Source organism: Escherichia sp. E14V7 (assembly GCF_004212225.1).
In the GTDB taxonomy this organism is placed as follows: Bacteria; Pseudomonadota; Gammaproteobacteria; order Enterobacterales; family Enterobacteriaceae; genus Escherichia.
Genome location: NZ_RHJJ01000003.1, coordinates 67,421 through 92,681, shown reverse-complemented (window position 1 = coordinate 92,681; position 25,261 = coordinate 67,421). Strand labels below are relative to the sequence as shown.

General features: G+C 49.1%; 24 protein-coding genes and 1 tRNA gene. 10 read left to right on the top strand and 15 right to left on the bottom strand.

All coding sequences use genetic code 11. The features are described from left to right. Positions 1-27 precede the first annotated feature (27 nt). From D9741_RS04110 to D9741_RS04095, 4 genes are all read right to left on the bottom strand, one after another. Positions 28-104, bottom strand: a tRNA-Pro gene (locus D9741_RS04110). Between the two features lie 91 nt (positions 105-195). Continuing rightward, a complete protein-coding gene (eptB, locus tag D9741_RS04105; RefSeq protein ID WP_130216274.1) occupies positions 196-1,887 on the bottom strand; it encodes a kdo(2)-lipid A phosphoethanolamine 7''-transferase in 1,692 nt (563 codons plus the stop codon). Between the two features lie 276 nt (positions 1,888-2,163). Further along, on the bottom strand, positions 2,164-3,366 hold the full coding sequence (locus D9741_RS04100; protein WP_130216272.1) for an MFS transporter: 1,203 nt from the start codon (positions 3,364-3,366) through the stop codon (positions 2,164-2,166). A gap of 228 nt (positions 3,367-3,594) precedes the next feature. Next, positions 3,595-4,293: an autotransporter outer membrane beta-barrel domain-containing protein gene (locus D9741_RS04095; protein WP_130216270.1), complete on the bottom strand. Its 699-nt coding sequence runs from the start codon at positions 4,291-4,293 to the stop codon at positions 3,595-3,597. 157 nt (positions 4,294-4,450) lie between these two features. On the opposite strand from D9741_RS04095, the gene tag reads away from it, so the two are divergent. Both tag and D9741_RS04085 read left to right on the top strand, forming a co-directional pair. Then, complete coding sequence (gene tag, locus D9741_RS04090) at positions 4,451-5,011, top strand: DNA-3-methyladenine glycosylase I (protein WP_130216268.1); 561 nt, start codon at positions 4,451-4,453, stop codon at positions 5,009-5,011. Beyond that, the gene (locus tag D9741_RS04085; RefSeq protein WP_130216266.1) at positions 5,011-5,451 is read left to right on the top strand and encodes an N-acetyltransferase; all 441 of its coding nucleotides are present in this window, start codon (positions 5,011-5,013) and stop codon (positions 5,449-5,451) included. The genes tag and D9741_RS04085 overlap by 1 nt, the downstream gene beginning before the upstream one ends. On the opposite strand, the gene bisC is transcribed toward D9741_RS04085, so the two are convergent. Continuing rightward, positions 5,420-7,753 carry a biotin sulfoxide reductase gene (gene bisC, locus D9741_RS04080; RefSeq protein WP_130216264.1) on the bottom strand — a complete coding sequence of 778 codons (2,334 nt, stop codon included), beginning with the start codon at positions 7,751-7,753 and terminating at the stop codon, positions 5,420-5,422. The genes D9741_RS04085 and bisC overlap by 32 nt on opposite strands. 152 nt (positions 7,754-7,905) lie before the next feature. Here bisC and D9741_RS04075 point away from each other — a divergent pair, with 152 nt between their 5' ends. Both D9741_RS04075 and ghrB read left to right on the top strand, forming a co-directional pair. Next, positions 7,906-8,565: an OmpA family lipoprotein gene (locus tag D9741_RS04075; RefSeq protein WP_000747625.1), complete on the top strand. Its 660-nt coding sequence runs from the start codon at positions 7,906-7,908 to the stop codon at positions 8,563-8,565. A gap of 103 nt (positions 8,566-8,668) precedes the next feature. Next, a complete protein-coding gene (gene ghrB, locus D9741_RS04070; protein WP_130216262.1) occupies positions 8,669-9,643 on the top strand; it encodes a glyoxylate/hydroxypyruvate reductase GhrB in 975 nt (324 codons plus the stop codon). A gap of 48 nt (positions 9,644-9,691) precedes the next feature. Here ghrB and D9741_RS04065 read toward each other — a convergent pair whose 3' ends face one another. Next, entirely contained in the window at positions 9,692-10,402 is a 711-nt protein-coding gene (locus tag D9741_RS04065; protein ID WP_130216260.1) for a DUF3053 domain-containing protein, read from the bottom strand. Between the two features lie 419 nt (positions 10,403-10,821). Between D9741_RS04065 and D9741_RS04060 the strand changes: the two genes are divergently transcribed. Both D9741_RS04060 and cspA read left to right on the top strand, forming a co-directional pair. Next, complete coding sequence (locus tag D9741_RS04060; protein WP_130216258.1) at positions 10,822-11,112, top strand: HTH-type transcriptional regulator; 291 nt, start codon at positions 10,822-10,824, stop codon at positions 11,110-11,112. Positions 11,113-11,393: 281 nt separating this feature from the next. Further along, entirely contained in the window at positions 11,394-11,606 is a 213-nt protein-coding gene (cspA, locus tag D9741_RS04055) for an RNA chaperone/antiterminator CspA (RefSeq protein ID WP_000014594.1), read from the top strand. Positions 11,607-11,659: 53 nt separating this feature from the next. Here cspA and yidD read toward each other — a convergent pair whose 3' ends face one another. The 5 genes from yidD to D9741_RS04030 all read right to left on the bottom strand — a co-directional run bounded on the left by yidD (position 11,660) and on the right by D9741_RS04030 (position 16,055). Then, a complete protein-coding gene (gene yidD, locus D9741_RS04050; protein ID WP_130216256.1) occupies positions 11,660-12,040 on the bottom strand; it encodes a membrane protein insertion efficiency factor YidD in 381 nt (126 codons plus the stop codon). A gap of 157 nt (positions 12,041-12,197) precedes the next feature. Next, entirely contained in the window at positions 12,198-12,350 is a 153-nt protein-coding gene (gene hokA, locus D9741_RS04045; RefSeq protein ID WP_130216254.1) for a type I toxin-antitoxin system toxin HokA, read from the bottom strand. 320 nt (positions 12,351-12,670) lie between these two features. Next, on the bottom strand, positions 12,671-14,740 hold the full coding sequence (gene glyS, locus D9741_RS04040) for a glycine--tRNA ligase subunit beta (RefSeq protein ID WP_130216252.1): 2,070 nt from the start codon (positions 14,738-14,740) through the stop codon (positions 12,671-12,673). A 9-nt stretch (positions 14,741-14,749) separates the two neighbouring features. Beyond that, positions 14,750-15,661, bottom strand: coding sequence for a glycine--tRNA ligase subunit alpha (gene glyQ / locus D9741_RS04035; RefSeq protein ID WP_001168544.1), 912 nt, complete (start codon positions 15,659-15,661; stop codon positions 14,750-14,752). Between the two features lie 94 nt (positions 15,662-15,755). Then, positions 15,756-16,055, bottom strand: a complete 300-nt coding sequence (locus D9741_RS04030; protein WP_130216250.1) for a YsaB family lipoprotein — start codon at positions 16,053-16,055, stop codon at positions 15,756-15,758. Between the two features lie 174 nt (positions 16,056-16,229). Here D9741_RS04030 and D9741_RS04025 point away from each other — a divergent pair, with 174 nt between their 5' ends. Further along, complete coding sequence (locus D9741_RS04025; protein WP_130216249.1) at positions 16,230-17,225, top strand: acyltransferase; 996 nt, start codon at positions 16,230-16,232, stop codon at positions 17,223-17,225. A gap of 36 nt (positions 17,226-17,261) precedes the next feature. Here D9741_RS04025 and yiaA read toward each other — a convergent pair whose 3' ends face one another. The 4 genes from yiaA to xylA all read right to left on the bottom strand — a co-directional run bounded on the left by yiaA (position 17,262) and on the right by xylA (position 21,097). Next, positions 17,262-17,699 carry an inner membrane protein YiaA gene (gene yiaA / locus D9741_RS04020; protein WP_130216246.1) on the bottom strand — a complete coding sequence of 146 codons (438 nt, stop codon included), beginning with the start codon at positions 17,697-17,699 and terminating at the stop codon, positions 17,262-17,264. A 41-nt stretch (positions 17,700-17,740) separates the two neighbouring features. Continuing rightward, a complete protein-coding gene (yiaB, locus tag D9741_RS04015) occupies positions 17,741-18,082 on the bottom strand; it encodes an inner membrane protein YiaB (RefSeq protein WP_130216244.1) in 342 nt (113 codons plus the stop codon). 167 nt (positions 18,083-18,249) lie between these two features. Further along, positions 18,250-19,704 (bottom strand): xylulokinase, encoded by a 1,455-nt coding sequence (gene xylB, locus D9741_RS04010; protein WP_130216242.1) that lies wholly within the window; start codon positions 19,702-19,704, stop codon positions 18,250-18,252. Between the two features lie 70 nt (positions 19,705-19,774). Next, positions 19,775-21,097 (bottom strand): xylose isomerase, encoded by a 1,323-nt coding sequence (xylA, locus tag D9741_RS04005; RefSeq protein WP_064527882.1) that lies wholly within the window; start codon positions 21,095-21,097, stop codon positions 19,775-19,777. A gap of 366 nt (positions 21,098-21,463) precedes the next feature. Between xylA and xylF the strand changes: the two genes are divergently transcribed. From xylF to xylH, 3 genes are all read left to right on the top strand, one after another. Next, the gene (gene xylF, locus D9741_RS04000) at positions 21,464-22,456 is read left to right on the top strand and encodes a D-xylose ABC transporter substrate-binding protein (protein WP_130210040.1); all 993 of its coding nucleotides are present in this window, start codon (positions 21,464-21,466) and stop codon (positions 22,454-22,456) included. Positions 22,457-22,533: 77 nt separating this feature from the next. Beyond that, positions 22,534-24,075, top strand: coding sequence for a xylose ABC transporter ATP-binding protein (locus D9741_RS03995; RefSeq protein ID WP_130216240.1), 1,542 nt, complete (start codon positions 22,534-22,536; stop codon positions 24,073-24,075). Beyond that, complete coding sequence (gene xylH / locus D9741_RS03990; RefSeq protein ID WP_130210036.1) at positions 24,053-25,234, top strand: xylose ABC transporter permease XylH; 1,182 nt, start codon at positions 24,053-24,055, stop codon at positions 25,232-25,234. The genes D9741_RS03995 and xylH overlap by 23 nt, the downstream gene beginning before the upstream one ends. Positions 25,235-25,261: the final 27 nt, after the last annotated feature.

Below are 25,261 nucleotides of genomic sequence, written 5' to 3'. Positions count from 1 at the left end.
CTGCTCGCTGAGCAGGCTTTCCGAATTTGGTCGGTGATAGAGGATTCGAACCTCCGACCCCTTCGTCCCGAACGAAGTGCGCTACCAGGCTGCGCCAATCACCGAATGCGGGGCGCATCTTACTGCGCAGATACGCCCTCGTCAATCCCTTAATAGCAAAATGCCTTTTGATCGGCGAGAAACTCAGCAGTGCATTTAGTTAGCTTCTGCCTTCTTCGCCTGAGGGATTCGACACCAGTTGTTGTTTTCGTTGATACCACCGTCCGGTGAAGTATAACCAAGGCAACCTAAAATGGTGTCGTACAGTTCTACATGACGGCGTGGCACTTTGATATCCGCTTCTTTCTTCAATTGCGCGAATGCCTGCGCGTTGGCCGGATTCTCCAGATATTTATCCGACATCCAGACCATCATCGGTACGCGGAACTGCTCCGGTGGCGCATATTCGCGTGGTGTGCCATGCAAGTGCTCACGCTCGTTAATTGACTCACCGTGGTCCGCTGCATAGAAAATAATGGCCTTCTTATCGCGGAATTTGTCGATAACGGTGTCGATAAAATGATCAACATAGGTGATGGAGTTATCATATGAGTTAATCATCGGCGCTCGTGGGCATTTGCGGTCAATGGCATAGCACTCTGGCTTCCACTGGGCAAACTCACGGGGATAACGTTGAGTATAGTTGTAGTGTGACCCTTTGGTGTGCAGCACAATCAGATGCTTACCTTCTGGTTTTTTCTCCAGAGAACGTTCGATCTCATTGACCAGCAACATATCGTCCACCGCTTTCCCACGGTTACGCGGCTCTGCTGCAATTTGCTCGCGATAGGCAATGTTGTCAGCCATGGTGTTGCTGTAGAACCACATCTCACTCTGCATGGCGTACAAATCAGAGCTAAAGCCCAGCTGTTTGAGAACCGCAAATACGTTCTGCTCTTTAAGCGTACGTTGTGGGTTATCTTCCGTTCCACCTTCACGCACAAACATACAGCGTAGTGATAATTTAGTCGCGGTATCACAAGAATAACCACGGTACATCACCAGGTTTTTCTCTTTGGCCAGCTTCGGCGTGGTATCGCGCTCGTAGCCCAGCATCCCCATATGATCCCAACGCGTAGTTTCTCCAATGATGAAAACCACATAGGTATCGTCGAGATTTTGCGTCGGGGTATAGGTGAATTTTTTTGCCGGATTCATCAGCGACCTATTGTCTGACGATTCATCCACTTGCGCCCAGGCATACAGCCCCAACGCAGAAAGCCAGTTTGAAGGCAAATAAGAGTTCGCCAGCACGCCGCCGTAGCTCGGCATATCCACTCCGGCCATACGGTCTGCACGCTTTTGCACTACATCCATCAGACGGATTGGCCCCCATACCAACAAGCCCGCCAAAAGCACGGTAAGCGCACTACGCCAGCGAGTTTTCGGGGTACAAAGTTGACGCCAGAAAGTGTCTTGTGAGCGGTTCATCCAGATAAATAGCAACGGGATAATACTCACCAGTACAACCCATGCGATAAGCGTCCAGCCAACCACTTCTTTCGACAGGTCGATGTCGGTGGTCATCACCGAAGCGACAATCCCGTAGCCAATCATGACATTCATAAATGTCATGTAGTAGCTGGCCCCGGCAGAAATCAGCACCAGCAATGACGCCAGCACTTTCCAGGCCGTTCTGCCAAAGAGTGAAATTAAGCGTAAAAAGAAGAAGGTTGCCAGAACCGTCCCTGCCAGTTCGATAACCGCCGAGACGCCATTAAGAAAAGTGAAGTTATGCGCGTAACCGTCAAACCGACGGAAATAGACTGCGCAATTCATAAACAGACCGATATAGACAGCGAGCAAAAAGCTTAGCTTTTGCTGCGTTATCGTTTTGATATATCTCATGCAAACAAACCCTGGAAAAACAGGTGATAACACCCTGCATTATGGCCTTTCAAGCCAGGCAAGGGAAAAGTGCGAAGGTCGTCAGATAAGGAAAATCTGCACACGCTGATAAGTAGACCACAGCAAAGGGAAAAAGTGTGGGGAAAGAGTGTACTTGAAGCACAAATTTACAAAAATACAAGTATGAAAGGAGACTTATGTGGTAATTGAACGCTTTAAAGGGCCAGCTTTATGGCCCTTTTAATCTCAGGACAAGTCTAAAACCTGTCGCTAAACTCAACCATGTACTTCGCGCAACACTCTGATCTCTGGCTGGCGAATGGTCGTTGAAAGCGCCAATGACAGAATCAGCAGGGCAAAAATGACGTAGAAAGTCACATAGAAGCCGCCAAACAGTGAGGCGATAATCGAACCGCAGATACTACCGATACCGAAGCCGAGATAAATCACGCCGTAGTTTTTCGCCAGGTTATTGAGACCGAAGAACTCACTGACCAGTGACGGGAAAACGGTAATTGTGCCACCGAAGTTAAACGCCACACAGGCAATCGCCGCAAAGAACGTCACTGCATTCAATGGTGCAAACAGCAGGGCCGCCATACCCACCAGCGAAATCACCTGACCAATGGTGATAACACGGATACGGGCGATTTTGTCAGACAGAATGCCCAGCACCAGACGACCAGAAAGGTTAGCAATAGAAATAACCGTTACTGCGTTGGCCGCGGAAATTGCATCAAGATGCGCCAGGCTCTGAGCAATATCTTTCGCCACACCAATCACATACAGACCGCTCATGCAGGCAGTAAGGAACATCACCGCCAGCATCCAGTATTGCGGTTTACGCATAGACTCTGCCAGAGTGTAGTCCTTCTCTACTACGCCATTACTGGTTTTCACTTCCTGTTTCGGCGCATCTTTCATTAACGTCGCGCCAAAGACAATCATCACCAACGCAATCGCGCCCCAAATTACAAAGGTTTTTTCCAGACCGACCGTTTCCAGCAATTGTGTGTCGATGAATTTGAAACCCAGGCTTCCCAGGCCATAAGAACCAATGGCGAATGCGGAGATCAGACCTTTACGCTCCGGGAACCACTTCACGCAGTTAGAAAGGGTCAGCAGATAACCCGCACCATCTGCCAGACCAACCAGCACACCGGCGCTTAACCACAGCATCATTAGGCTGTTGGAATGCGCGGTAAGGAAGAAACCTACCCCCAGCAGAATACCGGAAGCCATTGTGACGCGCTTGACACCAAAACGTTCCTGTAACTTGCCAGCAACAGAAGAAGAAATTGCCAGTCCCAGACTCAACAGGCCGAAGGAGAAAGCAACCTGACTGACCGGCGCATCCAGTTTGGCAGAGAGCGCGCCATTAAACAGGCTCCAGGTATAAACTGACCCCAGCGCAAACTGGGTGATAATGGTACCGATAAGGGTAAGCCAGCGCGTACGCTGATAGTTTGAAGGTGTCATGGCAGTATTCCTGCGGTAGTAAAAAGGAAAATTCTCTGCCGACAAACATAACGAAGTGCATTTTATGCAGGGGAAAAAACGGCATGAAATGCCATCAAAACGGAATGAAATGCCTTAGTTCAGGAATGAATGACGTGACAAATATTCACCGCAATAATTATTTGGTCAGTTAGCACACACTATCATTGCAATGGTTGTTATTAGTAGCCCATAGTTGTAACAAATACGTTAAAATCTGGCACTCACGCCCATGGTATATAAATAATCACTATCATTGGCGCTATTCTCCGCCTGGGATAACGCGGCATAGGCGGCAATATGTTGGTTAAGCAACATATCGGCTCCTACGGTCACATCAAGCCAATTACCATTCTGATTTGTCGCCGTCATGCGACTTAGGCCTGATTGAGCCTTCCAGATATTTTCACCAAATTGCTGGTTGTAGCTGATTTGCGCCCAGGGACGGAAATCGCCAAGTCGGGAATCAACACGCCATCCTAACGTACTGACGCTGGCATGCCATAACGGATCAGTCAGCGTTGCAGTACTGTCGCCAAACTCGTTATACATGGAGGTGGTTGTGCCATCGTAATGTAATGCGGCGACTGGACCCGTTGTAACCTGCTCATATAAAGGAAAATTCCAGCCCATACTCATACTGCTGGTCACATCCGCAGGGGTTTCTTCCGCCAGATTAACTTCCAGTCCCAGCGCTCTTTGGCTACTTTGAATACGTTGCGACAAAATATCGTTGTAGTCCGGTTGGTGATCGCTATCCCAGGTATAACGCTCAGTGGTATGTCCTGGTTGCGTATCAACGATATATTCTTGCTGCCAGGCGTAAGCTGTGTTGAGAAAAAAAGAACTGATTACCACGCTCGCCAGCAGACTTAAGTGCCAGCGACCACCGCATTTTTTTATGATCATTAACACGACTCCATGGAAGAGCCGAATTCGGCAATATTATTGTCATTGTATGTAGGATATCGGGCATCTTAGCCCTGTATTAAATATTGACTTTTTCACCGATGCGTCAAGACAAGAGGGTGAAATATTTACGATCTGGTACATAGCGAGGGAAAGTATGGAACGTTGCGGCTGGGTGAGTCAGGACCCGCTTTATATTGCCTACCACGATAATGAGTGGGGCGTGCCTGAAACCAACAGTAATAAACTATTCGAAATGATCTGCCTTGAAGGACAACAGGCAGGGTTATCCTGGATTACCGTTCTCAAAAAACGTGAAAACTATCGCGCCTGTTTTCATCAGTTCGATCCGGTAAAAGTCGCGGCTATGCAGGAAGAGGACGTTGAAAGACTGGTGCTTGATGCCGGGATTATCCGCCATCGTGGGAAAATTCAGGCGATAATTGGTAACGCACGGGCATACCTGCAAATGGAGCAGAACGGCGAACCGTTTGCCGACTTTGTCTGGTCGTTCGTAAACCATCAACCACAGGTGACACAAGCCAAAACGTTGAGCGAAATCCCCACCTCAACACCCGCCTCTGATGCGCTTTCCAAAGCACTGAAAAAACGCGGCTTCAAATTTGTTGGTACGACGATTTGTTACTCCTTTATGCAGGCATGCGGACTGGTGAACGATCATGTCGTTGGCTGCTGTTGCCATCCGGGGAGGAAATAATGATTCGAGAAGCGCAACGTTTGGAATTACCTGCGATCCTTGAATTATGGCTGGAAAGTACAACCTGGGGACATCCTTTCATAGAAGAAAGCTACTGGCGTGACTGCATTCCACTGGTGCGTGATGCTTATCTTGCCAACGCGCAAAACTGGGTGTGGGAAGAAGATGGCAAGCTTCTCGGTTTTGTCAGCGTGATGGAAGGACGATTTTTAGCTGCGATGTTTGTCGCACCAAAGGCCGTCAGGCGCGGTATTGGTAAGGCGCTGATGCAACATGTGCAACAACGCCATCCCCATTTATTGTTGGAGGTTTACCAGAAAAACCAGCCCGCGATAAATTTCTACCATGCGCAAGGATTCCATATTGTCGACTGCGCCTGGCAGGAAGAAACCCAACTTCCCACCTGGATTATGGATTGGCAGGCGAATCAAACGCCGTAAGTGGCAGTTCCGGGCCAGTGTATTTCTCCAGCCACGCTAACGCCGTGTTACCCGCGCATCCATTCCCCAGCCGCGAGCTGGGGAGATCTTTCGTCAACACGTTCACAGCGCCGTTTTTACAAATGCCGCCAGCGGTTAAATCCAGATCGGGCCATGCCCCTTCGTGAATGCAAATCACGCCAGGTTTAATACCTTCGCTAATGACTGCGCCGGCAAGAATTTGCCCGCGCGAGTTCCACACTCGTACCGTGTCGCCCTCTTTTATGCCTCTCGCTCGTGCATCATCAGGGTGAATGGTGACAGGTTCACGGTTTGCCACCGCATATAATTCACGCAGAGAACTGTAATTTAGCTGGCTGTGCAAACGATGTGCGGGATGGGCAGAAAGTACCTGCAACTGTTCCGGTTCGGCATTGCCCTGCCACTCATCCGGCTCCATCCACATGGGATGCCCCGGACAATCCGGGTAACCGTAATCCGCGATACGCTGCGAGAAGATTTCAATCTTACCACTGGCCGTTTTTAACGGATGCGTCTGTGGGTCGCGGCGAAAATCAGCAAACCGGATAAACTGTTCGCTGATTGGGTTTTCCGGCATCTCAATGAATTGGTTTGCTTCCCAAAACGCGTCAAACGATGGTAATTCAACCTGCTGACTTGCCCCTCGTTGTCGGGCGACGTTATAAAAAGTTTCCAGCCATTGCAGCTCAGTTTTCCCTTCAGTAAACCGCGCGTAGCCACCCTTCTCCCAACGTTCGCTTAATTCAGCAAAGACATCGAAATCATTACGCGCTTCGTCACGCGGCGGCACGACTTGTTTCATCGGAACAAGATGCTGATTGCTGTAATCTCCGGTCATGGTGAGATCGTTACGCTCAAAAGACGTGGTTGCAGGCAGGACGATATCGGCATGTTTCGCCGCCGCCGTCCAGAAGCATTCTGAAATGACCACCAGTTCCGGTTTTTGCCAGGCTCGAATCAGACGATTAGTGTCCTGATGATGTGTAAAATTGGCGCCGCCCGCCCACCAGATAAAGCGTATATCCGGAAAGTGACGATTCATGCCGTTGTGTTGGTATGCGCCACCAGGATTTTCAAGAGCCTCGACAATACGGGCAACGGGGATTTTATCTACCGCATCCGTACCACCCGGCAAACTGCCCTGCATGGATGAAAGCACCGCAGCACGGCGCGTGGGATTACCACCGTTGGCAAAATGATAAGAAAGCCCAAAACCGCCACCAGGTGTACCGATTTGCCCCAACATTGCCGCCAGCGTGACGAGCATCCAGTGCTTTTGCTCGCCAAACTGCTGACGCTGCATTCCCCATCCTGCCATCAGCATGGTGGTATTTTGATGGAAAATAGCCGCCAGTTCGCGGATTTTATCTGCCGGAACACCACAAATCTCCGCCGCCCATTCGGCAGTTTTCGCTATGCCATCACTCTCGCCCTGTAAATAAGAAGCGAAGACACCATAGCCGATAGTACAACGTGCCAGAAACTCTTCGTCGTGCCAGCAGTTTTCCACCAGCGTATGGGCGATCCCCAGCATCAACGCCACATCTGTTCCCATATGCGGTGCTACCCATTCCATTTTATCGCCGAAGAAATCAACGGTTTCCGATCGCATGGGATCAATGCAGATCAACTTTTTCCCGCTATCACGCAGTGCGGAAAAGTAAGAAAGCCCCTGCTCATCGGATGCATTCCACGCAATTTTCAGTGTATTTAGAGGGTTAGCACTCCACAGCACCACCACATCGCTATGTTCAAGCACCAGCGGCCAACTGGTCTGCTGCTGATAAACTTCGCTGCCCCCCACAACATACGGCATGATCGCCTGTGCTGCGCCAGTCGAATAATCCCCCAGATGGCCGGTATAGCCGCCTGCCAGCGCCATATAGCGTTGTAACAAGGTTGACGCTTTATGCAGCACGCCATTTGAACGCCAGCCGTAGGAACCGGCAAAAATCGACGCCGGACCATAAGCTCCGCGAATGCGTTTGTGTTGTTGGTGAATAAGATCCAGTGCCTCATCCCAACTCACGCGAACAAATTCATCCTGCCCGCGAATCCCTTGTGGATTTTCTGGTGACGCAAGAAAGCCTTTACGCACCATCGGAAATCGCACCCGCGTATTGCTATGAACCTGGTCGCGAACCGCACTCTGCAAGGAGTTTTTTATTCCTGTGGTTAACGCACCACGCGAGCTGAAAACTGTTTCACCGTCGGTTTCAACCAGCATTGGTCCCCAGTGGGCGGCAGTAAGAACAGAATAACGTGAGGATGAGTTGGCCAAACCGAAGGCTCCTGAAAAGTTAGATGTATTGAGCAGTTAAATATTACTTACAAATTTCCGAGTATTCCCAGGAATAATCTTCATGTTCACACGGCATAATCTTCCGCCACGAAACCCGTGGCAAAGAATAAAAAGGTTATTAAGGATTAACAATGAAGAAACGTGTTTATCTTATTGCCGCCGTTGTGAGTGGCGCTCTGGCGGTATCTGGCTGTACAACTAACCCTTACACCGGCGAACGCGAAGCGGGTAAATCTGCTATTGGCGCGGGTCTGGGCTCTCTCGTTGGCGCGGGCATTGGCGCACTCTCTTCTTCGAAGAAAGATCGTGGTAAAGGCGCACTGATTGGCGCAGCAGCAGGCGCGGCACTGGGCGGCGGCGTTGGCTATTACATGGATGTGCAGGAAGCGAAACTGCGCGACAAAATGCGCGGCACCGGCGTTAGCGTAACGCGCAGCGGGGACAACATTATCCTCAACATGCCGAACAATGTGACCTTCGACAGCAGCAGCGCCACTCTGAAACCAGCAGGTGCTAACACCCTGACCGGTGTTGCAATGGTACTGAAAGAGTACCCGAAAACGGCGGTTAACGTGATTGGCTACACCGACAGCACTGGTGGTCATGACCTGAACATGCGTCTGTCGCAGCAGCGTGCAGATTCCGTTGCCAGCGCGTTGATTACCCAGGGCGTTGACGCCAGCCGTATTCGTACCCAGGGTCTTGGTCCGGCTAACCCGATCGCCAGCAACAGCACCGCAGAAGGCAAAGCCCAAAACCGTCGCGTAGAAATTACCTTAAGCCCGCTGTAATCACTTTCATGCCAGGTGGTGATCCAATCACCTGGTATTCTTAGGTTTTCCTGCTTCTTTTTTCAGGCTAAGGTGATCGCCTTATCAGTGAATGGAGAGAAGCATGAAGCCGCCCGTTATCCTCTACAAAGCCTTACCTGATGATTTACTGCAACGCCTGCAAGCACATTTCACCGTTCACCAGGTGACAGACCTCACTCCACAGACCGTCGCGCAAAACGCGGAAATTTTTGCCGAAGCCGAGGGCTTGTTAGGTTCAAATGAAAATGTTGATGCCGTGTTGCTGGACAAAATGCCGAAACTGCGTGCCACATCAACTATCTCTGTAGGCTACGACAATTTCGATGTCGATGCGCTTACCGCCCGAAAAATCCTGCTAATGCATACGCCAACCGTATTAACGGAAACGGTGGCCGATACGCTGATGGCATTGGTGCTGTGTACCGCGCGTCGGGTTGTCGAGATAGCAGAACGCGTAAAAGCAGGCGAATGGACCGCGAGCATTGGCCCGGACTGGTACGGCAGCGACGTGCATCATAAAACTCTTGGCATTGTCGGGATGGGACGGATCGGCATGGCACTGGCACAACGGGCACACTTTGGCTTCAACATGCCTATCCTCTATAACGCTCGCCGCCACCATAAAGAAGCCGAAGAACGCTTTAACGCCCGTTATTGCGATCTGGATACGCTGTTACAAGAATCGGATTTCGTTTGCCTGATCCTGCCGCTAACTGAAGAAACGCATCACCTGTTTGGCGCTGAACAATTCGCCAAAATGAAATCCTCCGCCATCTTCATTAATGCAGGACGTGGACCGGTGGTTGACGAAAATGCACTGATTGCGGCATTGCAGAAAGGGGAAATTCACGCCGCCGGACTGGATGTCTTCGAACAAGAGCCACTGTCAGTAGATTCACCGCTGCTCTCAATGACAAATGTCGTCGCAGTCCCACATATTGGTTCTGCTACTCATGAGACGCGTTATGGCATGGCCGCCTGTGCGGTGGATAATTTGATTAATGCGTTACAAGGGAATGTCGAGAAGAACTGTGTGAATCCGCAAGTCGCGGAATAACCGCGACTGCGTGAAGAAAAGCCCGAAAATCTCTCGGGCTTTTACTCTTTATTGGGTTGCAGTTACTGCTGCGGTCCAGGCCTGATTAAACGCCTGATGCTGTGCCGGTAATGGCGCAATCAGTTTGTTATATTCACTCGCCTGCTGCGAAGTCGGGAACTGAATGCCATTCGCCACAAAGCTTACCTGAGTACCCTGCTGGGAAATATAGTCACCAACCATTACCAGTTGTTGTGTAAAGGTTTGTGCCGCCGGAATCAACGGTTGTAACGCATCAGCCGGTGTCGTCACCACTTTGGTGAATGCCTGATCAAAGACCGGTTTCAGGTCATCAGTCTGTTTCAGCGCAGAGTGCGCAGCATCGGCCTGCAACTTCGCATTTTGTAGCTGTTGCGCCAGTACACCCAGCGAACCGTTCATTTCACGCAGCGGACCACTTTGCGTGACATAATCCTGTGGTACACGAATTGCGTTAACGCTGTCTACAACCGGACGCAGACCGGAATCCATCGCCTGATTCACCTGTTGGGAATAGCCATACAGAATCGCGTAATCAGAGACAAAAGGACCAAATTGTTTTTTCTGATCGGCAGTCAGGGTTGGTAGACGTTCACCGCTACGCATCACTGTATTCTGCAGGAAGTCGATAAACGCTTTACGCTGATCGCCTTCTTTATCAAAACACCCACTCAGGCTAACTACCATTAATAACGCCGCAAGAGGCGCAAACCAGCGAGAGCAGGACTTTCCTGTCGCCATTTTCTTACTCCTTTCACCCAAAAAAAGCGCACAACGACACACGCGTGTCTGACGTGACAAGGATAGTCCAGGACAAGCTTGCAAGATACCCTTTATGCATAATCTTCCTGGGAAAATGATGTAGAAAATGAAGGAAGGTTAATTTGTTGTTTCATTGTTAAAAACAGGCATTGCTATTGCGTTTTTTAGCCAGAACCTTACTTCTCTTCGGTAAGTGAAATTTTCGGAATCTTTACAATTCGGGATTCTGCGAAATATATCGGCATTAATCATATCGTTAGGCAACTATAAGTCACAGTTATTGATAAGCTGAATCGAATCACACTCCGGCTGCTTCCCGCTGAGTCAGTTTTTCCCGACTATTCTTAATGAGCTTCAATGCAATTCACGATCCCGCAGTGTGATTTGAGGAGTTTTCAATGGAATATAAAGATCCAATGCTTGAGCTGTTGAGCAGCCTGGAACAAATTGTTTTTAAAGATGAAACACAGAAGATTACCCTGACGCACAGACCTACGCCCTGTACCGAGATTGAGCAATTACGCAAAGGAACGGGGTTAAAAATTGATGATTTCGCCCGTGTTTTGGGCGTATCCGTTGCGATGGTAAAGGAATGGGAATCCAGACGAGTGAAGCCTTCCAGTGCTGAACTAAAATTAATGCGTCTGATTCAGGCCAATCCGGCATTAAGTAAGCAGTTGATGGAATAGAGTTTTATTAACTTTTTTGATGTTTACGGTCCTGATGACAGGGCCGTTTTCCGACCGATTAATCATAAATTTGAAAAATAATTGTTGCATCCACCTCCAATGCGTGGCTTAATGCACATCAACGGTTTGACGTACAGACCATTAAAGCAGTGTAGTAAGGCAAGTCCCTTCAAGAGTTATCGTTGATACCCCTCGTAGTGCACATTTCCTTTAACGCTTCAAAATCTGTAAAGCACGCCATATCGCCGAAAGGCACACTTAATTATTAAAGGTAATACACTATGTCCGGTAAAATGACTGGTATCGTAAAATGGTTCAACGCTGACAAAGGCTTCGGCTTCATCACTCCTGACGATGGCTCTAAAGACGTGTTCGTACACTTCTCTGCTATCCAGAACGATGGTTACAAATCTCTGGACGAAGGTCAGAAAGTGTCCTTCACCATCGAAAGCGGCGCTAAAGGCCCAGCAGCTGGTAACGTAACCAGCCTGTAATCTCTGCTTAAAAGCACAGAATCTAAGATCCCTGCCATTTGGCGGGGATTTTTTTATTGGAAAAACCGCTTTATATGTAGAGAAGAACAGTCCCAGGAACAATCCAGATCCGGCATCGGGATGTGGCAATCACGACAGACCGTACCATCACACCCGGAACAATCACAATCATTACACTCATTATTCTTCTTTTTACGTATAACCTCGTTCAGGTGTTGCTTCTGCCTGATTGTCTGTGCCGCAAGTCGGCAATCTGCAAAACGCTGACGTATCTCGCCCCAGCCTGCAATAACACCTTTCTGTTGAATAATCTCTTTGACTGCCCCCGAACATCCCTGCGTTTGGTACAACACACTGTAAGCACAGCGATATCCTTTGCGAGGAGAAAGATGTCGTTGATAAAGCATTATCAACAGTAAAAGCAGTTTATTCATGAAGGCTCCGAACCATTCCTGTTCTCAATTAAAAACCTATTTAATAGCCAAATCCGTTCGTATTTTTTAAATAATATTCATCAAAGAAATAAATTAGGGTGCATTGAGAATACCCAACACCGTAAGAAAGGCGGGAATAACTTCCCGCCGAAGACTCTTACTCTTTCAAATTGCAGGCTAAAAATGCCACCAGCTCATAACTCTCCTGTTTAATATGCAATTCACACAGTGAATCTCTTATCATCCAGGTGAAAAATAAAAGCGTAAAACAAATCACTATTAAAGAAAGCAATTTATATTTCTGCGGCATTCCCAGCCTCCTGTGTTGATTTCCAACGAGTAAGAGGCTAACCTTATGGTGTTCAGGCATAGGGTAGCCTCACTTTGATTTATAGTCAGGTGGGGCTTTTCTCTGTCTGCCTTTCGGTGATACCTGAGACAAACAGTCTCAAGCACCCGCAGCTATTCTAGCGTAATAAATTCCTTTCCTCTCTTTAATAAAATCCTAAAAAAATCTCATGAAATTAATATATGAGATAATTTTTATTCAGCAGAAAATTATTAAAGGTAGCTGTATTATTAGCGATAAAAAAAGCCTGCCAAGTGGCAGGCTATTTAATAACGCTGTTATTACTGCAACAGCGAAATATCCGCAACGCGCAGGAACAATTCGCGCAGTTTTTCCAGCATGGTCAGGCGGTTGATACGCAGATCTTTATCATCAACCATGACCATCACTTTATCGAAGAAAGCATCGACAGGTTCACGCAACTCGGCCAGTTCGACCAGCGCATCCTGGTAACGACCTTCAGCAAAGTACGGCTCCAGTTTGTCTCGCAGAACAACCACCTGCATCGCCAGTTTAATTTCTTCCGGCTCTTTCAGGGTAGAGGCATTCACGCGGTCGCTCAGCACTTCGTCAGATTTCGCCAGAATGTTGGATACACGTTTGTTCGCCGCCGCCAGTGCAGCAGCTGCATCCAGGGTACGGAAATGCGATACCGCCTTCATACGGGCATCGAAATCTGCCGGACGGGTCGGACGACGCGCCAGTACCGCCTGGATGGTGTCAACGGTGTAACCTTCGTCCTGATACCAGGCGCGGAAGCGACCGAGCATAAAGTCGATAACATCATCAACCACGTTGGCATTAGTCAGCTTATCGCCATACAGACGCACCGCTTCTTCAGTTAGCGTTTGCAGATCAAGGTTGAGGTTCTTCTCGACGATAATGCGCAGCACGCCAAGGGCCGCACGACGCAGCGCAAACGGGTCTTTGTCGCCTTTCGGATGCTGACCGATACCGAAGATACCCGCCAGGGTGTCCATCTTGTCAGCAATCGCCAGCGCACAAGCTACCGGGTTGGACGGCAGGTCATCACCGGCAAAACGCGGCTGATACTGCTCGTTCAGCGCTACCGCGACATCTTCCGCTTCGCCATCGTGACGCGCGTAGTGCATCCCCATTACGCCTTGGGTGTCGGTGAACTCGAAGACCATGTTGGTCATCAGGTCACACTTAGACAGCAGGCCCGCACGGGTAGCGTGGTTAACGTCTGCGCCAATCTGTTCAGCAATCCAGCCAGCCAGCGCCTGAATGCGGTCAGTTTTGTCGCGCAGCGTACCCAGCTGTTGCTGGAACAGCACGGTTTGCAGGCGCGGCAGGTTATCTTCAAGACGTTTTTTACGGTCGGTATTAAAGAAGAACTCAGCATCTGCCAGACGTGGACGAACGACTTTCTCGTTACCGGAGATAATTTGCTGCGGATCTTTCGATTCGATGTTGGCAACGAAGATAAAGTTCGGCAGCAGTTTGCCGTCGTTCGCGTACACCGGGAAGTACTTCTGATCACCTTTCATGGTGTAAACCAGGGCTTCAGACGGCACAGCGAGGAATTTCTCTTCGAATTTCGCGGTCAGAACAACCGGCCATTCAACCAGAGAAGCCACTTCTTCCAGCAGACTTTCGCTTAAGTCAGCGTTACCGCCAATCTTACGCGCTGCTTCTTCGGCATCGGCTTTAATCTTCGCTTTACGTTCTTCGTAATCGGCGATGACTTTACCGCGCTCACGCAGAATTTCCGGATACTGATCGGCATTGTCGATAGTGAATTCCGGCTCGCCCATAAAGCGGTGACCGCGAATCACGCGATCGGACTGAATGCCCAGAATGGTTGCCGGAATAACTTTGTCGCCCAGCAGTAGGGTCACGGTGTGCACCGGACGCACGAAGTGTACGTCGCTTGCGCCCCAACGCATCAGTTTCGGGATCGGCAGTTTTGCCAGCGAAGTCGCAACCATATTCGGCAGCAGTGCTTCGGTGCTTTCGCCCTTCACATGGGCGCGATACAGCAGCCATTCGCCTTTATCGGTAGTCAAACGCTCAGCCTGGTCAACGGTAATACCGCAACCACGCGCCCAACCTTCTGCCGCTTTGCTCGGTTTGCCTTCAGCGTCGAACGCCTGGGCAATCGCCGGGCCGCGTTTTTCGATTTCACGATCCGGTTGCGCTTCCGCCAGGTTAGCTACTTTCAACGCCAGACGACGCGGAGCAGCAAACCATTGAACGGTGCCGTGTGCGAGGCCAGCGTTATCCAGCTCCGCAGTAAAGTTCGCAGCAAAGGACTCAGCCAGGCTGCGCAGTGCTTTTGGTGGCAGCTCTTCAGTGCCGATTTCCACCAGAAAAGTTTTCTCAGACATAGCCGCCTCTTACTTATCTTTGTTGCACATCGGGAAGCCGAGGGCTTCACGGGAAGCGTAGTATGCTTCTGCCACTGCTTTGGTCAGAGTGCGAATGCGCAGAATGTAGCGCTGGCGCTCGGTGACGGAGATGGCTTTACGCGCATCCAGCAGGTTGAAGCTGTGGGCGGCTTTCAGAATACGCTCGTAGGCTGGCAGCGGCAGCGGGTTTTCCAGCGCCAGCAGCTGCTGCGCTTCTTTCTCGTACTGCTCGAAGCAGGTGAACAGAAAGTCCACATCCGCGTATTCGAAGTTGTAAGTGGACTGCTCCACTTCGTTCTGATGGAACACGTCGCCGTAGGTGGTTTTACCCAGCGGGCCGTCGCTCCAGACCAGGTCGTAAACGCTGTCTACGCCCTGAATGTACATTGCCAGACGTTCCAGACCGTAGGTGATCTCGCCGGTAACCGGTTTACACTCCAGACCACCAACCTGCTGGAAGTAAGTGAACTGTGTCACTTCCATGCCGTTCAGCCACACTTCCCAGCCCAGCCCCCAGGCACCCAGCGTCGGGTTTTCCCAGTTATCTTCCACGAAACGGATATCGTGGATAGTCGGGTCCATGCCCAGCTCTTTCAGAGAACCGAGGTACAGCTCCTGAATATTGTCCGGCGATGGCTTAATGACCACCTGGAACTGATAGTAGTGCTGTAAACGGTTGGGGTTTTCGCCGTAGCGACCATCGGTCGGGCGACGAGAAGGCTGGACATAAGCAGCCGCCATCGGTTCTGGCCCCAGCGCGCGCAGACAGGTCATTGGGTGAGAGGTTCCCGCGCCGACTTCCATGTCCAATGGTTGAACAATGGTGCAGCCCTGGCGAGCCCAGTAATCCTGTAAGGTCAGGATCAAGCCCTGGAAGGTCCTGGTATCAAACTTTTGCATATTATTTCGTGCTGGATACGTGTGGATTTAAAGGAAGGGATCAGTATACCCGCTGGATGGAAGATATACAGTACGAAACGGGAAAAAGCAGGGCTTAACGCATGGAAAGATGCAAAAAATGGCCATCTGCGTCAAAAGAACAGACAAACTGCTCTTTCCGGAAGGTATAACCACGCATTTCGTAGCTCCCCTGAAACTGTTCAAATGCGGTGACGTCGATTTTTTGCTCACCGGTGTTATAACGTTTTGCTGCCTGATCCTTGCACAACGCTTCCATATTCAATGAACGCAGCGGCTCAACCTTTACCCGCTGTGCTTTCTGCTCGGGTGGCGGTGTCGAGCATCCCACTAACACAATAAGTGCCATTGCTGGAAAGAAATAGTTCATCATCATTAAATTACCGTCTTATTTGCAGGTGAGTCTTATTATTAATATCGGTATAGTGGCTGAATCTAACGAATTTCCTCAAGCCTCTATAAGCTGTAGAGATAAAACTCGGATTATTCCAGTGCACCAGCTGAATGATTTATCGGTCAGACCTTTTTTTAACCAGTTACAGAGACACAGATGCAGCCCAAAATTTATTGGATTGATAACCTGCGAGGGATAGCCTGTTTAATGGTGGTGATGATTCATACCACCACCTGGTATGTAACCAACGCCCATAGCGTCAGCCCCATAACCTGGGATATCGCGAATGTTCTAAATTCTGCCTCCCGTGTCAGCGTGCCGCTATTTTTCATGATTTCCGGCTATCTCTTTTTTGGCGAACGTAGCGCCCAACCGCGTCATTTCTTGCGTATTGGCTTATGTCTGCTGTTTTATAGTGTCATCGCGTTGATCTACATTGCGCTTTTTACCGCTATCAATGTGGAGTTAGCGCTGAAAAACCTGCTACAAAAGCCTGTGTTTTATCACTTATGGTTTTTCTTCGCGATTGCGGTGATTTATCTGGTTTCGCCGCTGGTTCAGGTGAAAAACGTTAGCGGTAAAATGTTGCTGGTACTCATGGTGGTGATTGGCATCATCGCTAACCCAAACACAGTGCCACAGAAGATCGACGGCTTCGAATGGCTACCGATTAACTTATATATCAATGGCGATACTTTTTACTACATCCTGTATGGCATGTTGGGCCGCGCCATTGGCATGGTGGATACGCAACATAAATCACTGTCGTGGGTGAGCGCCGTACTGTTTGTTGCGGGGGTATTTATCATCTCTCGCGGGACATTATATGAATTACAGTGGCGCGGAAATTTTGCCGATACCTGGTATCTCTATTGCGGACCGATGGTTTTTATCTGCGCAATCGCGTTACTGACTCTGGTAAAAAATACGCTGGATACACACACTGTTCCCGGGCTTGGGCTGATATCACGCCATTCTTTAGGTATATACGGGTTCCACGCTTTGATTATCCATGCGCTGCGTACCCGGGGGATTGAGCTTAAAAACTGGCCAATACTGGATATTATCTGGATCTTCTGCGCCACGCTGGCCACAAGCTTATTACTTTCTGTGCTGGTGCAACGAATCGACCGAAACAGATTTGTAAGTTGAGCAAAAGCCCGGTCACACTGACCGGGCTTGCAAGGATTATTCGCTATATTCTTCCTGAGCAACCACAGTTTCTTTTGATGGGTTAACTCCAGCATCACGAATATTCTTCTGTACTGCTACTGCACCAAACAAACTTAAAAAGAAGGCCAGGCCATAAAACCCTTTTTCGCTGAGTAATAATGTTGCATTCCACAGACCAACTATCAGTAATGCGACAGAAATGATAAAGACAACCAGACAGGTCATATAATAAATGGATGTAGTGGGAATGCCTTCATATTTGTCCCGCACAGTTTTTTGATAAGATGCGGCTGAAAATAGTCCTAGCACCAGAACAGCAAAGTAATATCCTTTTTCATTTAACTGCATTTCCGCATTCCATAGCCCTAATAAATAGGTAACAATACCGCCGCCAAGCGCTATCCATGACACAATGCTAAATGCTGGAGAATAGGTTGATATTTTGTTTTCCATCACAGAGTTCCTTTCATATTACATTGTAAGAGCTACATAGCTCACGCTGAACGCAATAACCGCATCTGACCAAACAAGCAAGTAAAGAAGGCAATGGGATAAATCACCATTTCATAAGCATTGATAGGCGCATTTAAAACACCGATAAACAACAGACCGATAGTGATTAACGCAACTAACTGGCAGATGCGAATAAACATGTCATCCAGTTGCCCGAGTTTTTCAGCACGAAGGTAAGCATAATTGCCAAACGTTCCCGTCATTAACACGCCGAGAAAATAGCCTTTGCCACTTAACAATGGGCATGAGATCCATAGCCCAACCAGATAAACCAACGCCCCGACAACAAATAATAGTTTTGCCACAGTCTTTGAGGTTTTCATAATGATCTCCGTATCTACCAGCGATACATTACGATTAACCAACAAAAGACAAAACTGAAAAACACCATTAACAAATGATTTTCAGAATAAATTCATATGAAATATTAATGAATTGGTAGTATATATAGACAAGAATTATCCCCTGCCCGGCCAGGCGGGGGATAAGTTTACGCCATTAGTGGCAGAAGTTGCTGATAGAGACGACGGAATGTTTCGCGTCGTGGCTGATAAGCGGCATGATGCTGCGCGTTCGGCATATGCGACTGCTCTAACGGCAGTTGCGGCAACAATTCACTGAGCGATTTATCTGGATTCACCGCAATCTGCGCCAACCTTGCTGCGCCCAGTGCAGGCCCTACATCACCACCCGTTCGGTAATCCAACTGCTGACCGCTGATATCCGCCAGCATCTGACGCCAGTACTCACTACGCGCTCCACCACCAATCAAGGTAATACTTTGCGGTTTAATGCCGCAGGCGTGCACTACATCCATGCCATCGGCCAGCGCATAACCCACGCCTTCCAGCACTGCTCGCGCCAGTTCATTAGGGCCGTGTTGATGGGTCAGGCCAAAGAAAACCCCCTTCGCCTGTGGATTATTGTGCGGGGTACGCTCGCCGGAAAGATAAGGCAAAAACCAGATTGGCTCGGCACTTTCATCTGCCTGTTGCGCAGCTGCAATTAAGCCTGGGACATTACTCAGGCCGGTTAATTTCGCAGCCCAATCCAGACACGATGCCGCACTCAACATCACCGACATTAAATGCCAACGCTGTGGTAATGCATGGCAAAAGCTGTGTACGGCGCTTTCCGGCTTGCTTAAGAACCCTTCGCTCACCGCAAAATAAACACCAGAAGTTCCCAGCGACAGCATTGCCTGGTTGGCATCAACCATACCCACACCAACCGCGCCAGCCGCATTATCGCCGCCGCCCGCGACAACAGGCACTGCCGCCATTCCCCATGCTTTTGCCACCTCGGGTAGCAAAGTCCCGGTAACTTCACTGCCTTCGTATAATGCTGGCATCTGGTCACGGGACAGCTGGCAAGCTTGCAGCATGACATCACTCCAGTCACGCTTCGCGACATCCAGCCACATGGTGCCTGCCGCATCAGACATATCACTGGCAAACTCTCCGGTCATACGCAGACGCAAATAATCTTTTGGCAATAAAACTTTGTCTACCTGACGGAATATATCTGGCTCATGACGTTGCACCCACAGCAGCTTAGGCGCGGTAAATCCGGGCATCATCAGATTGCCGGTTATAGCGCGCGAATCCGGGACTCGTGTTTCAAGCAAAGCGCACTCTTGCGCACAGCGCCCGTCATTCCACAAAATCGCTGGACGTAATACCTGCTGCCGAGCATCAAGTAACGTAGCTCCGTGCATCTGTCCGGCAATACCTAACGCCTTAACCTCTTGCAAAGAATATTGTCGCGCCAGCGTTCTCACTGCACGATCTGTTGCCTGCCACCACTGTTCCGGGTCTTGTTCAGACCAGAGGGGATGCGGGCGCGAAACGGTCAGCTTTTCTGTTTGTGAAGCAATTACCTCACCCTGTTCGTTGAGCAGAATGACTTTCACGCCCGACGTGCCAAGATCTATCCCGATATACATAGCGATCGTTCCTTAAAAAATGCCCGGTATCGCTACCGATAACCGGGCCAACGGACTGCACAGTTAGCCGTTATTTGTCGAACAGATAATGGTTTACCAGATTTTCTAACTGCTCCTGGCGACCACTCTGATGCACCGGTGCAAGATTATGTTCCTGGGCATATTTTGCTAAATCCGCCAGTGACATTTGGCCTTTCAGAATTTGCTGGCCCAGTTCGCTATTCCAGCCGGAATAACGTTGCGCGACGCGTTTATCCAGCTCACCGTCTTCAATCATGCGTGCTGCAATTTTCAGCGCCAGTGCCATCGTATCCATCGCGCCAATATGACCGTAGAACAGGTCATATTTATCGGTGCTCTGACGACGTACTTTGGCATCGAAGTTCAAACCACCGGTGGTAAAACCGCCCGCTTTGAGAATTTCATACATCACCAGCGCATTTTCTTCCACGCTGTTCGGGAACTGGTCGGTATCCCAGCCCAACTGCGCGTCACCACGGTTAGCATCGACAGAACCGAACAGACCAAGCGCAATGGCCGTGGCAATTTCATGGTGGAAAGAGTGACCCGCCAACGTTGCATGGTTTGCTTCAATATTCAGTTTAATCTCTTTTTCCAGGCCAAACTGCTTCAGGAAGCCGTAGACCGTCGCGGCATCGTAATCATATTGATGTTTGGTCGGCTCTTGCGGTTTCGGTTCGATAAGCAGGGTACCCTGGAAACCGATTTTATGTTTATGCTCAACCACCATCTGCATAAAGCGGCCAATCTGTTCACGCTCCTGACGCAAATCGGTATTCAGCAGCGTTTCGTAACCTTCGCGACCGCCCCACAACACATAGTTTTCACCACCCAGTTTATGCGTCGCTTCCATCGCCGTAACGACTTGTGTTGCTGCCCAGCTGAAAACTTCCGGGTCGGGATTCGTAGCTGCGCCTGCACCATAACGTGGGTTAGTAAAGCAGTTAGCGGTTCCCCACAGCAGTTTCACGCCGCTCTCTTCTTGTTTACCTGCCAGCACATCGACCATTTGCGCAAAGTTATTGATGTACTCTTTTAACGATGCGCCTTCCGGGGAAACGTCCACATCGTGGAAGCAATAAAAAGGCACATGTAATTTGTGGAAAAACTCAAATGCGACATCTGCTTTACGCTTCGCCAATGCCAGCGCCTCGCCAGGTTGCTGCCAGGGACGGTTAAACGCGCCTACGCCAAACATATCCGCCCCGTTCCAGCAGAAGGTGTGCCAGTAGCAAGCGGCAAAACGCAAATGGTCTTCCATACGCTTACCCAACACCAATTCGTCGGGGTTGTAGTGACGGAATGCTAACGGGTTAGAGGATTTCGGGCCTTCATAACGAACGCGATCGAGCTGGTCAAAATAAGCTTGCATAATGAACTCCATAATCAGGTAATGCCGCGGGTGATGGATGATGTCGTAATATTGGGCACTCCCTTTAAGTTGCTCAATTATGTTATTTCACACTGCTATTGAGATAATTCACAAGTGTGCGCTCGCTCGCAAAATAAAATGGAATGATGAAATTGGGTAATTACTCGAAGAGAAAAATGCAACAAATTCGATTAACCAACAAAAATAAGATCTCGGTCATAAATCAAGAAATAAACGAAAAATCGTAATCGAAAGATAAAAATCTGTAATTGTTTTCCCCCATTTAGTTGCTAAAAATTGGTCACGTTTAACGCGGTGATTGTTACTTTTTGAAGCTACCCTCTAACAAAAGAAGGCCTCTGAACCATGAAAATAAAGAACATTTTACTCACCCTGTGCACCTCACTTCTGCTAACCAACGTTGCGGCACATGCTAAAGAAGTCAAAATCGGTATGGCTATTGATGATCTCCGTCTTGAGCGCTGGCAGAAAGACCGGGATATTTTCGTGAAAAAAGCTGAATCTCTCGGCGCTAAAGTATTTGTGCAGTCTGCAAATGGCAACGAAGAAACTCAAATGTCGCAGATTGAAAACATGATTAACCGGGGAGTCGATGTTCTTGTCATTATTCCGTATAACGGACAGGTATTAAGTAACGTTGTAAAAGAAGCAAAACAAGAAGGCATTAAAGTATTAGCTTACGACCGCATGATTAATGATGCTGATATCGACTTTTATATTTCTTTCGATAACGAAAAAGTGGGTGAACTACAAGCAAAAGCGCTGGTCGATATCGTCCCGCAAGGAAATTATTTCCTGATGGGCGGCTCTCCGGTGGATAACAACGCTAAGCTTTTCCGCGCCGGGCAAATGAAAGTATTAAAACCTTACGTTGACTCCGGGAAAATTAAAGTCGTAGGCGACCAATGGGTTGATGGCTGGTTACCAGAAAACGCGCTGAAAATTATGGAAAACGCGTTGACCGCCAACAATAACAAAATTGACGCTGTTGTTGCTTCTAACGATGCTACTGCTGGCGGGGCTATTCAGGCATTAAGCGCACAAGGTTTGTCAGGGAAAGTCGCCATTTCCGGTCAGGATGCGGATCTCGCCGGTATTAAACGTATTGCTGCGGGTACGCAAACCATGACGGTGTATAAACCGATTACTCTTCTGGCAAATACTGCCGCGGAAATTGCCGTTGAACTGGGTAACGATCAACAACCTAAAGCAGATACCACGCTGAATAATGGGCTGAAAGATGTTCCATCCCGCCTGCTGACACCTATTGATGTGAATAAAAACAACATCAAAGACACGGTGATTAAAGACGGTTTCCACAAGGAGAGCGAGCTTTAAGCGTTACGTCCCTGTCGACAACGGGGACGTGATTTCTCTCCATGCCGCATGAACTGATTGGCTTAGGTGGAGTCGTTATGTCTTATCTACTTGAAATGAAGAGCATTACCAAAACTTTCGGCAGCGTAAAAGCGATAGATAACGTCAGTTTGCGGCTAAATGCTGGTGAGATCGTCTCACTTTGCGGTGAGAATGGTTCTGGTAAATCAACATTAATGAAAGTGCTATGCGGAATTTATCCCTTTGGCAGTTACGAAGGCGAAATTACTTTTGCTGGTGAAGTAATACAGGCAAGTCACATCCGCGATACCGAACGCAAAGGTATTGCCATCATTCACCAGGAATTAGCATTGGTGAAAGAGTTGACCGTGCTGGAAAATATCTTTCTTGGCAATGAGATAACCCGCAATGGGGTCATGGATTATGACCAGATGACGCTACGCTGTCAGAAACTGTTAGCGCAAGTCAGCTTATCCATTTCACCAGATACCCGCGTTGGTGATTTAGGGCTTGGGCAACAACAACTCGTTGAAATTGCCAAGGCACTAAATAAACAGGTGCGTTTATTAATTCTCGATGAACCAACCGCCTCATTAACTGAGCTGGAAACCACAGTTTTACTGGATATTATTCGCGATCTGCAACAACACGGCATCGCATGTATCTATATTTCTCACAAGCTCAACGAAGTCAAAGCGATTTCCGACACAATTTGTGTTATTCGCGACGGTCAGCACATAGGTACGCGTGATGCAGCCGGAATGAGCGAAGACGATATTATCACCATGATGGTTGGGCGAGAATTAACGGCACTGTACCCAAACGAACCACATACCACTGGCGATGAAATATTACGCATAGAACATCTGACGGCATGGCATCCGGTTAATCGTCATATTAAACGGGTTAACGATGTCTCGTTTTCCCTGAAACGTGGCGAAATACTGGGGATTGCTGGACTGGTCGGCGCTGGTCGCACCGAAACTATTCAATGCCTTTTTGGCGTTTGGCCCGGACAATGGGAAGGGAAAATCTATATTGATGGCAAACAAGTGGATATTCGTAATTGCCAGCAAGCCATCGCCCAGGGTATTGCAATGGTGCCAGAAGACAGAAAGCGTGATGGCATCGTTCCGGTAATGGCAGTTGGTAAAAATATTACCCTCGCCGCACTCAGTAAATTTACCGGGGGTATTAGCCAGCTTGATGATGCCGCAGAGCAAAAATGTATTCTGGAATCTATCCAGCGACTCAAAGTGAAAACGTCGTCTCCGGAACTTGCTATTGGACGTTTAAGCGGCGGCAATCAACAAAAAGCGATCCTGGCACGCTGTCTGTTACTCAACCCGCGCATTCTCATTCTTGATGAACCTACCAGGGGTATCGATATTGGCGCGAAATACGAGATCTACAAATTAATTAACCAACTCGTCCAGCAGGGTATCGCCGTTATTGTCATCTCTTCTGAATTACCTGAAGTACTTGGTCTTAGCGATCGCGTACTGGTGATGCATGAAGGAAAACTAAAAGCCAACCTGATAAATCATAACCTGACTCAGGAGCAGGTGATGGAAGCCGCATTGAGGAGCGAACATCATGTCGAAAAGCAATCCGTCTGAAGTGAAATTAGCCGTACCGACATCCGGTGGCTTCTCTGTGCTGAAGTCACTGAATTTACAAGTCTTCGTGATGATTGCAGCAATCATCGCCATCATGCTGTTCTTTACCTGGACTACTGACGGCGCCTATTTAAGCGCCCGTAACGTCTCCAACTTGCTACGCCAGACCGCGATTACCGGCATCCTTGCGGTAGGGATGGTGTTCGTCATAATTTCTGCCGAAATCGACCTCTCGGTCGGCTCGATGATGGGGCTATTAGGCGGCGTCGCCGCTATCTGCGACGTCTGGTTAGGCTGGCCTCTGCCACTCACCATTATTGTGACGCTGGTTCTGGGCCTGCTTCTCGGCGCATGGAATGGTTGGTGGGTCGCGTACCGCAAAGTGCCTTCATTTATTGTCACCCTGGCGGGCATGTTGGCATTTCGCGGCATCCTCATTGGCATCACCAACGGTACGACGGTTTCACCCACCAGCGCCGCGATGTCACAAATTGGACAGAGCTATCTACCCGCCAGCACCGGTTTCATTATTGGCGCGCTTGGCTTAATGGCTTTTGTCGGCTGGCAATGGCGTGGAAGAATGCGCCGACAAGCTTTGGGTTTACAGTCTCCGGCATCTACAGCGGTGGTCGGTCGCCAGGCTTTGACCGCCATCATCGTATTAGGCGCAATCTGGCTACTGAATGATTACCGTGGCGTTCCTACTCCTGTCCTGCTGCTGACGTTGCTGTTACTCGGCGGCATGTTTATGGCAACAAGGACAGCTTTCGGGCGGCGCATTTACGCTATTGGCGGCAATCTGGAAGCGGCGCGACTCTCCGGGATTAACGTAGAACGCACCAAACTTGTCGTGTTTGCTATCAACGGTTTGATGGTGGCCATCGCGGGGTTAATCCTCAGTTCACGGCTTGGTGCAGGCTCGCCTTCTGCCGGTAATATCGCCGAACTGGATGCCATTGCAGCCTGCGTGATTGGCGGCACCAGTCTGGCTGGCGGCGTAGGGAGTGTTGCGGGGGCTGTGATGGGGGCATTCATCATGGCTTCGCTGGATAACGGCATGAGTATGATGGATGTTCCGACCTTCTGGCAGTATATCGTCAAAGGTGCGATTCTGTTGCTGGCAGTATGGATGGACTCCGCAACCAAACGCCGTTCCTGATTTTGATAAAAATTTTCTCAAAACCGG

What these genes read in the sequence shown, in the direction of transcription:
- eptB (WP_130216274.1), bottom strand. Translation starts at nt 1,887, where the DNA reads ATGAGATATATCAAAACGATAACGCAGCAAAAGCTAAGCTTTTTGCTC.
- D9741_RS04100 (WP_130216272.1), bottom strand. Translation starts at nt 3,366, where the DNA reads ATGACACCTTCAAACTATCAGCGTACGCGCTGGCTTACCCTTATCGGT.
- D9741_RS04095 (WP_130216270.1), bottom strand. Translation starts at nt 4,293, where the DNA reads ATGATCATAAAAAAATGCGGTGGTCGCTGGCACTTAAGTCTGCTGGCG.
- tag (WP_130216268.1), top strand. Translation starts at nt 4,451, where the DNA reads ATGGAACGTTGCGGCTGGGTGAGTCAGGACCCGCTTTATATTGCCTAC.
- D9741_RS04085 (WP_130216266.1), top strand. Translation starts at nt 5,011, where the DNA reads ATGATTCGAGAAGCGCAACGTTTGGAATTACCTGCGATCCTTGAATTA.
- D9741_RS04075 (WP_000747625.1), top strand. Translation starts at nt 7,906, where the DNA reads ATGAAGAAACGTGTTTATCTTATTGCCGCCGTTGTGAGTGGCGCTCTG.
- ghrB (WP_130216262.1), top strand. Translation starts at nt 8,669, where the DNA reads ATGAAGCCGCCCGTTATCCTCTACAAAGCCTTACCTGATGATTTACTG.
- D9741_RS04065 (WP_130216260.1), bottom strand. Translation starts at nt 10,402, where the DNA reads ATGGCGACAGGAAAGTCCTGCTCTCGCTGGTTTGCGCCTCTTGCGGCG.
- D9741_RS04060 (WP_130216258.1), top strand. Translation starts at nt 10,822, where the DNA reads ATGGAATATAAAGATCCAATGCTTGAGCTGTTGAGCAGCCTGGAACAA.
- cspA (WP_000014594.1), top strand. Translation starts at nt 11,394, where the DNA reads ATGTCCGGTAAAATGACTGGTATCGTAAAATGGTTCAACGCTGACAAA.
- yidD (WP_130216256.1), bottom strand. Translation starts at nt 12,040, where the DNA reads ATGAATAAACTGCTTTTACTGTTGATAATGCTTTATCAACGACATCTT.
- hokA (WP_130216254.1), bottom strand. Translation starts at nt 12,350, where the DNA reads ATGCCGCAGAAATATAAATTGCTTTCTTTAATAGTGATTTGTTTTACG.
- glyS (WP_130216252.1), bottom strand. Translation starts at nt 14,740, where the DNA reads ATGTCTGAGAAAACTTTTCTGGTGGAAATCGGCACTGAAGAGCTGCCA.
- glyQ (WP_001168544.1), bottom strand. Translation starts at nt 15,661, where the DNA reads ATGCAAAAGTTTGATACCAGGACCTTCCAGGGCTTGATCCTGACCTTA.
- D9741_RS04030 (WP_130216250.1), bottom strand. Translation starts at nt 16,055, where the DNA reads ATGATGATGAACTATTTCTTTCCAGCAATGGCACTTATTGTGTTAGTG.
- D9741_RS04025 (WP_130216249.1), top strand. Translation starts at nt 16,230, where the DNA reads ATGCAGCCCAAAATTTATTGGATTGATAACCTGCGAGGGATAGCCTGT.
- yiaA (WP_130216246.1), bottom strand. Translation starts at nt 17,699, where the DNA reads ATGGAAAACAAAATATCAACCTATTCTCCAGCATTTAGCATTGTGTCA.
- yiaB (WP_130216244.1), bottom strand. Translation starts at nt 18,082, where the DNA reads ATGAAAACCTCAAAGACTGTGGCAAAACTATTATTTGTTGTCGGGGCG.
- xylB (WP_130216242.1), bottom strand. Translation starts at nt 19,704, where the DNA reads ATGTATATCGGGATAGATCTTGGCACGTCGGGCGTGAAAGTCATTCTG.
- xylA (WP_064527882.1), bottom strand. Translation starts at nt 21,097, where the DNA reads ATGCAAGCTTATTTTGACCAGCTCGATCGCGTTCGTTATGAAGGCCCG.
- xylF (WP_130210040.1), top strand. Translation starts at nt 21,464, where the DNA reads ATGAAAATAAAGAACATTTTACTCACCCTGTGCACCTCACTTCTGCTA.
- D9741_RS03995 (WP_130216240.1), top strand. Translation starts at nt 22,534, where the DNA reads ATGTCTTATCTACTTGAAATGAAGAGCATTACCAAAACTTTCGGCAGC.
- xylH (WP_130210036.1), top strand. Translation starts at nt 24,053, where the DNA reads ATGTCGAAAAGCAATCCGTCTGAAGTGAAATTAGCCGTACCGACATCC.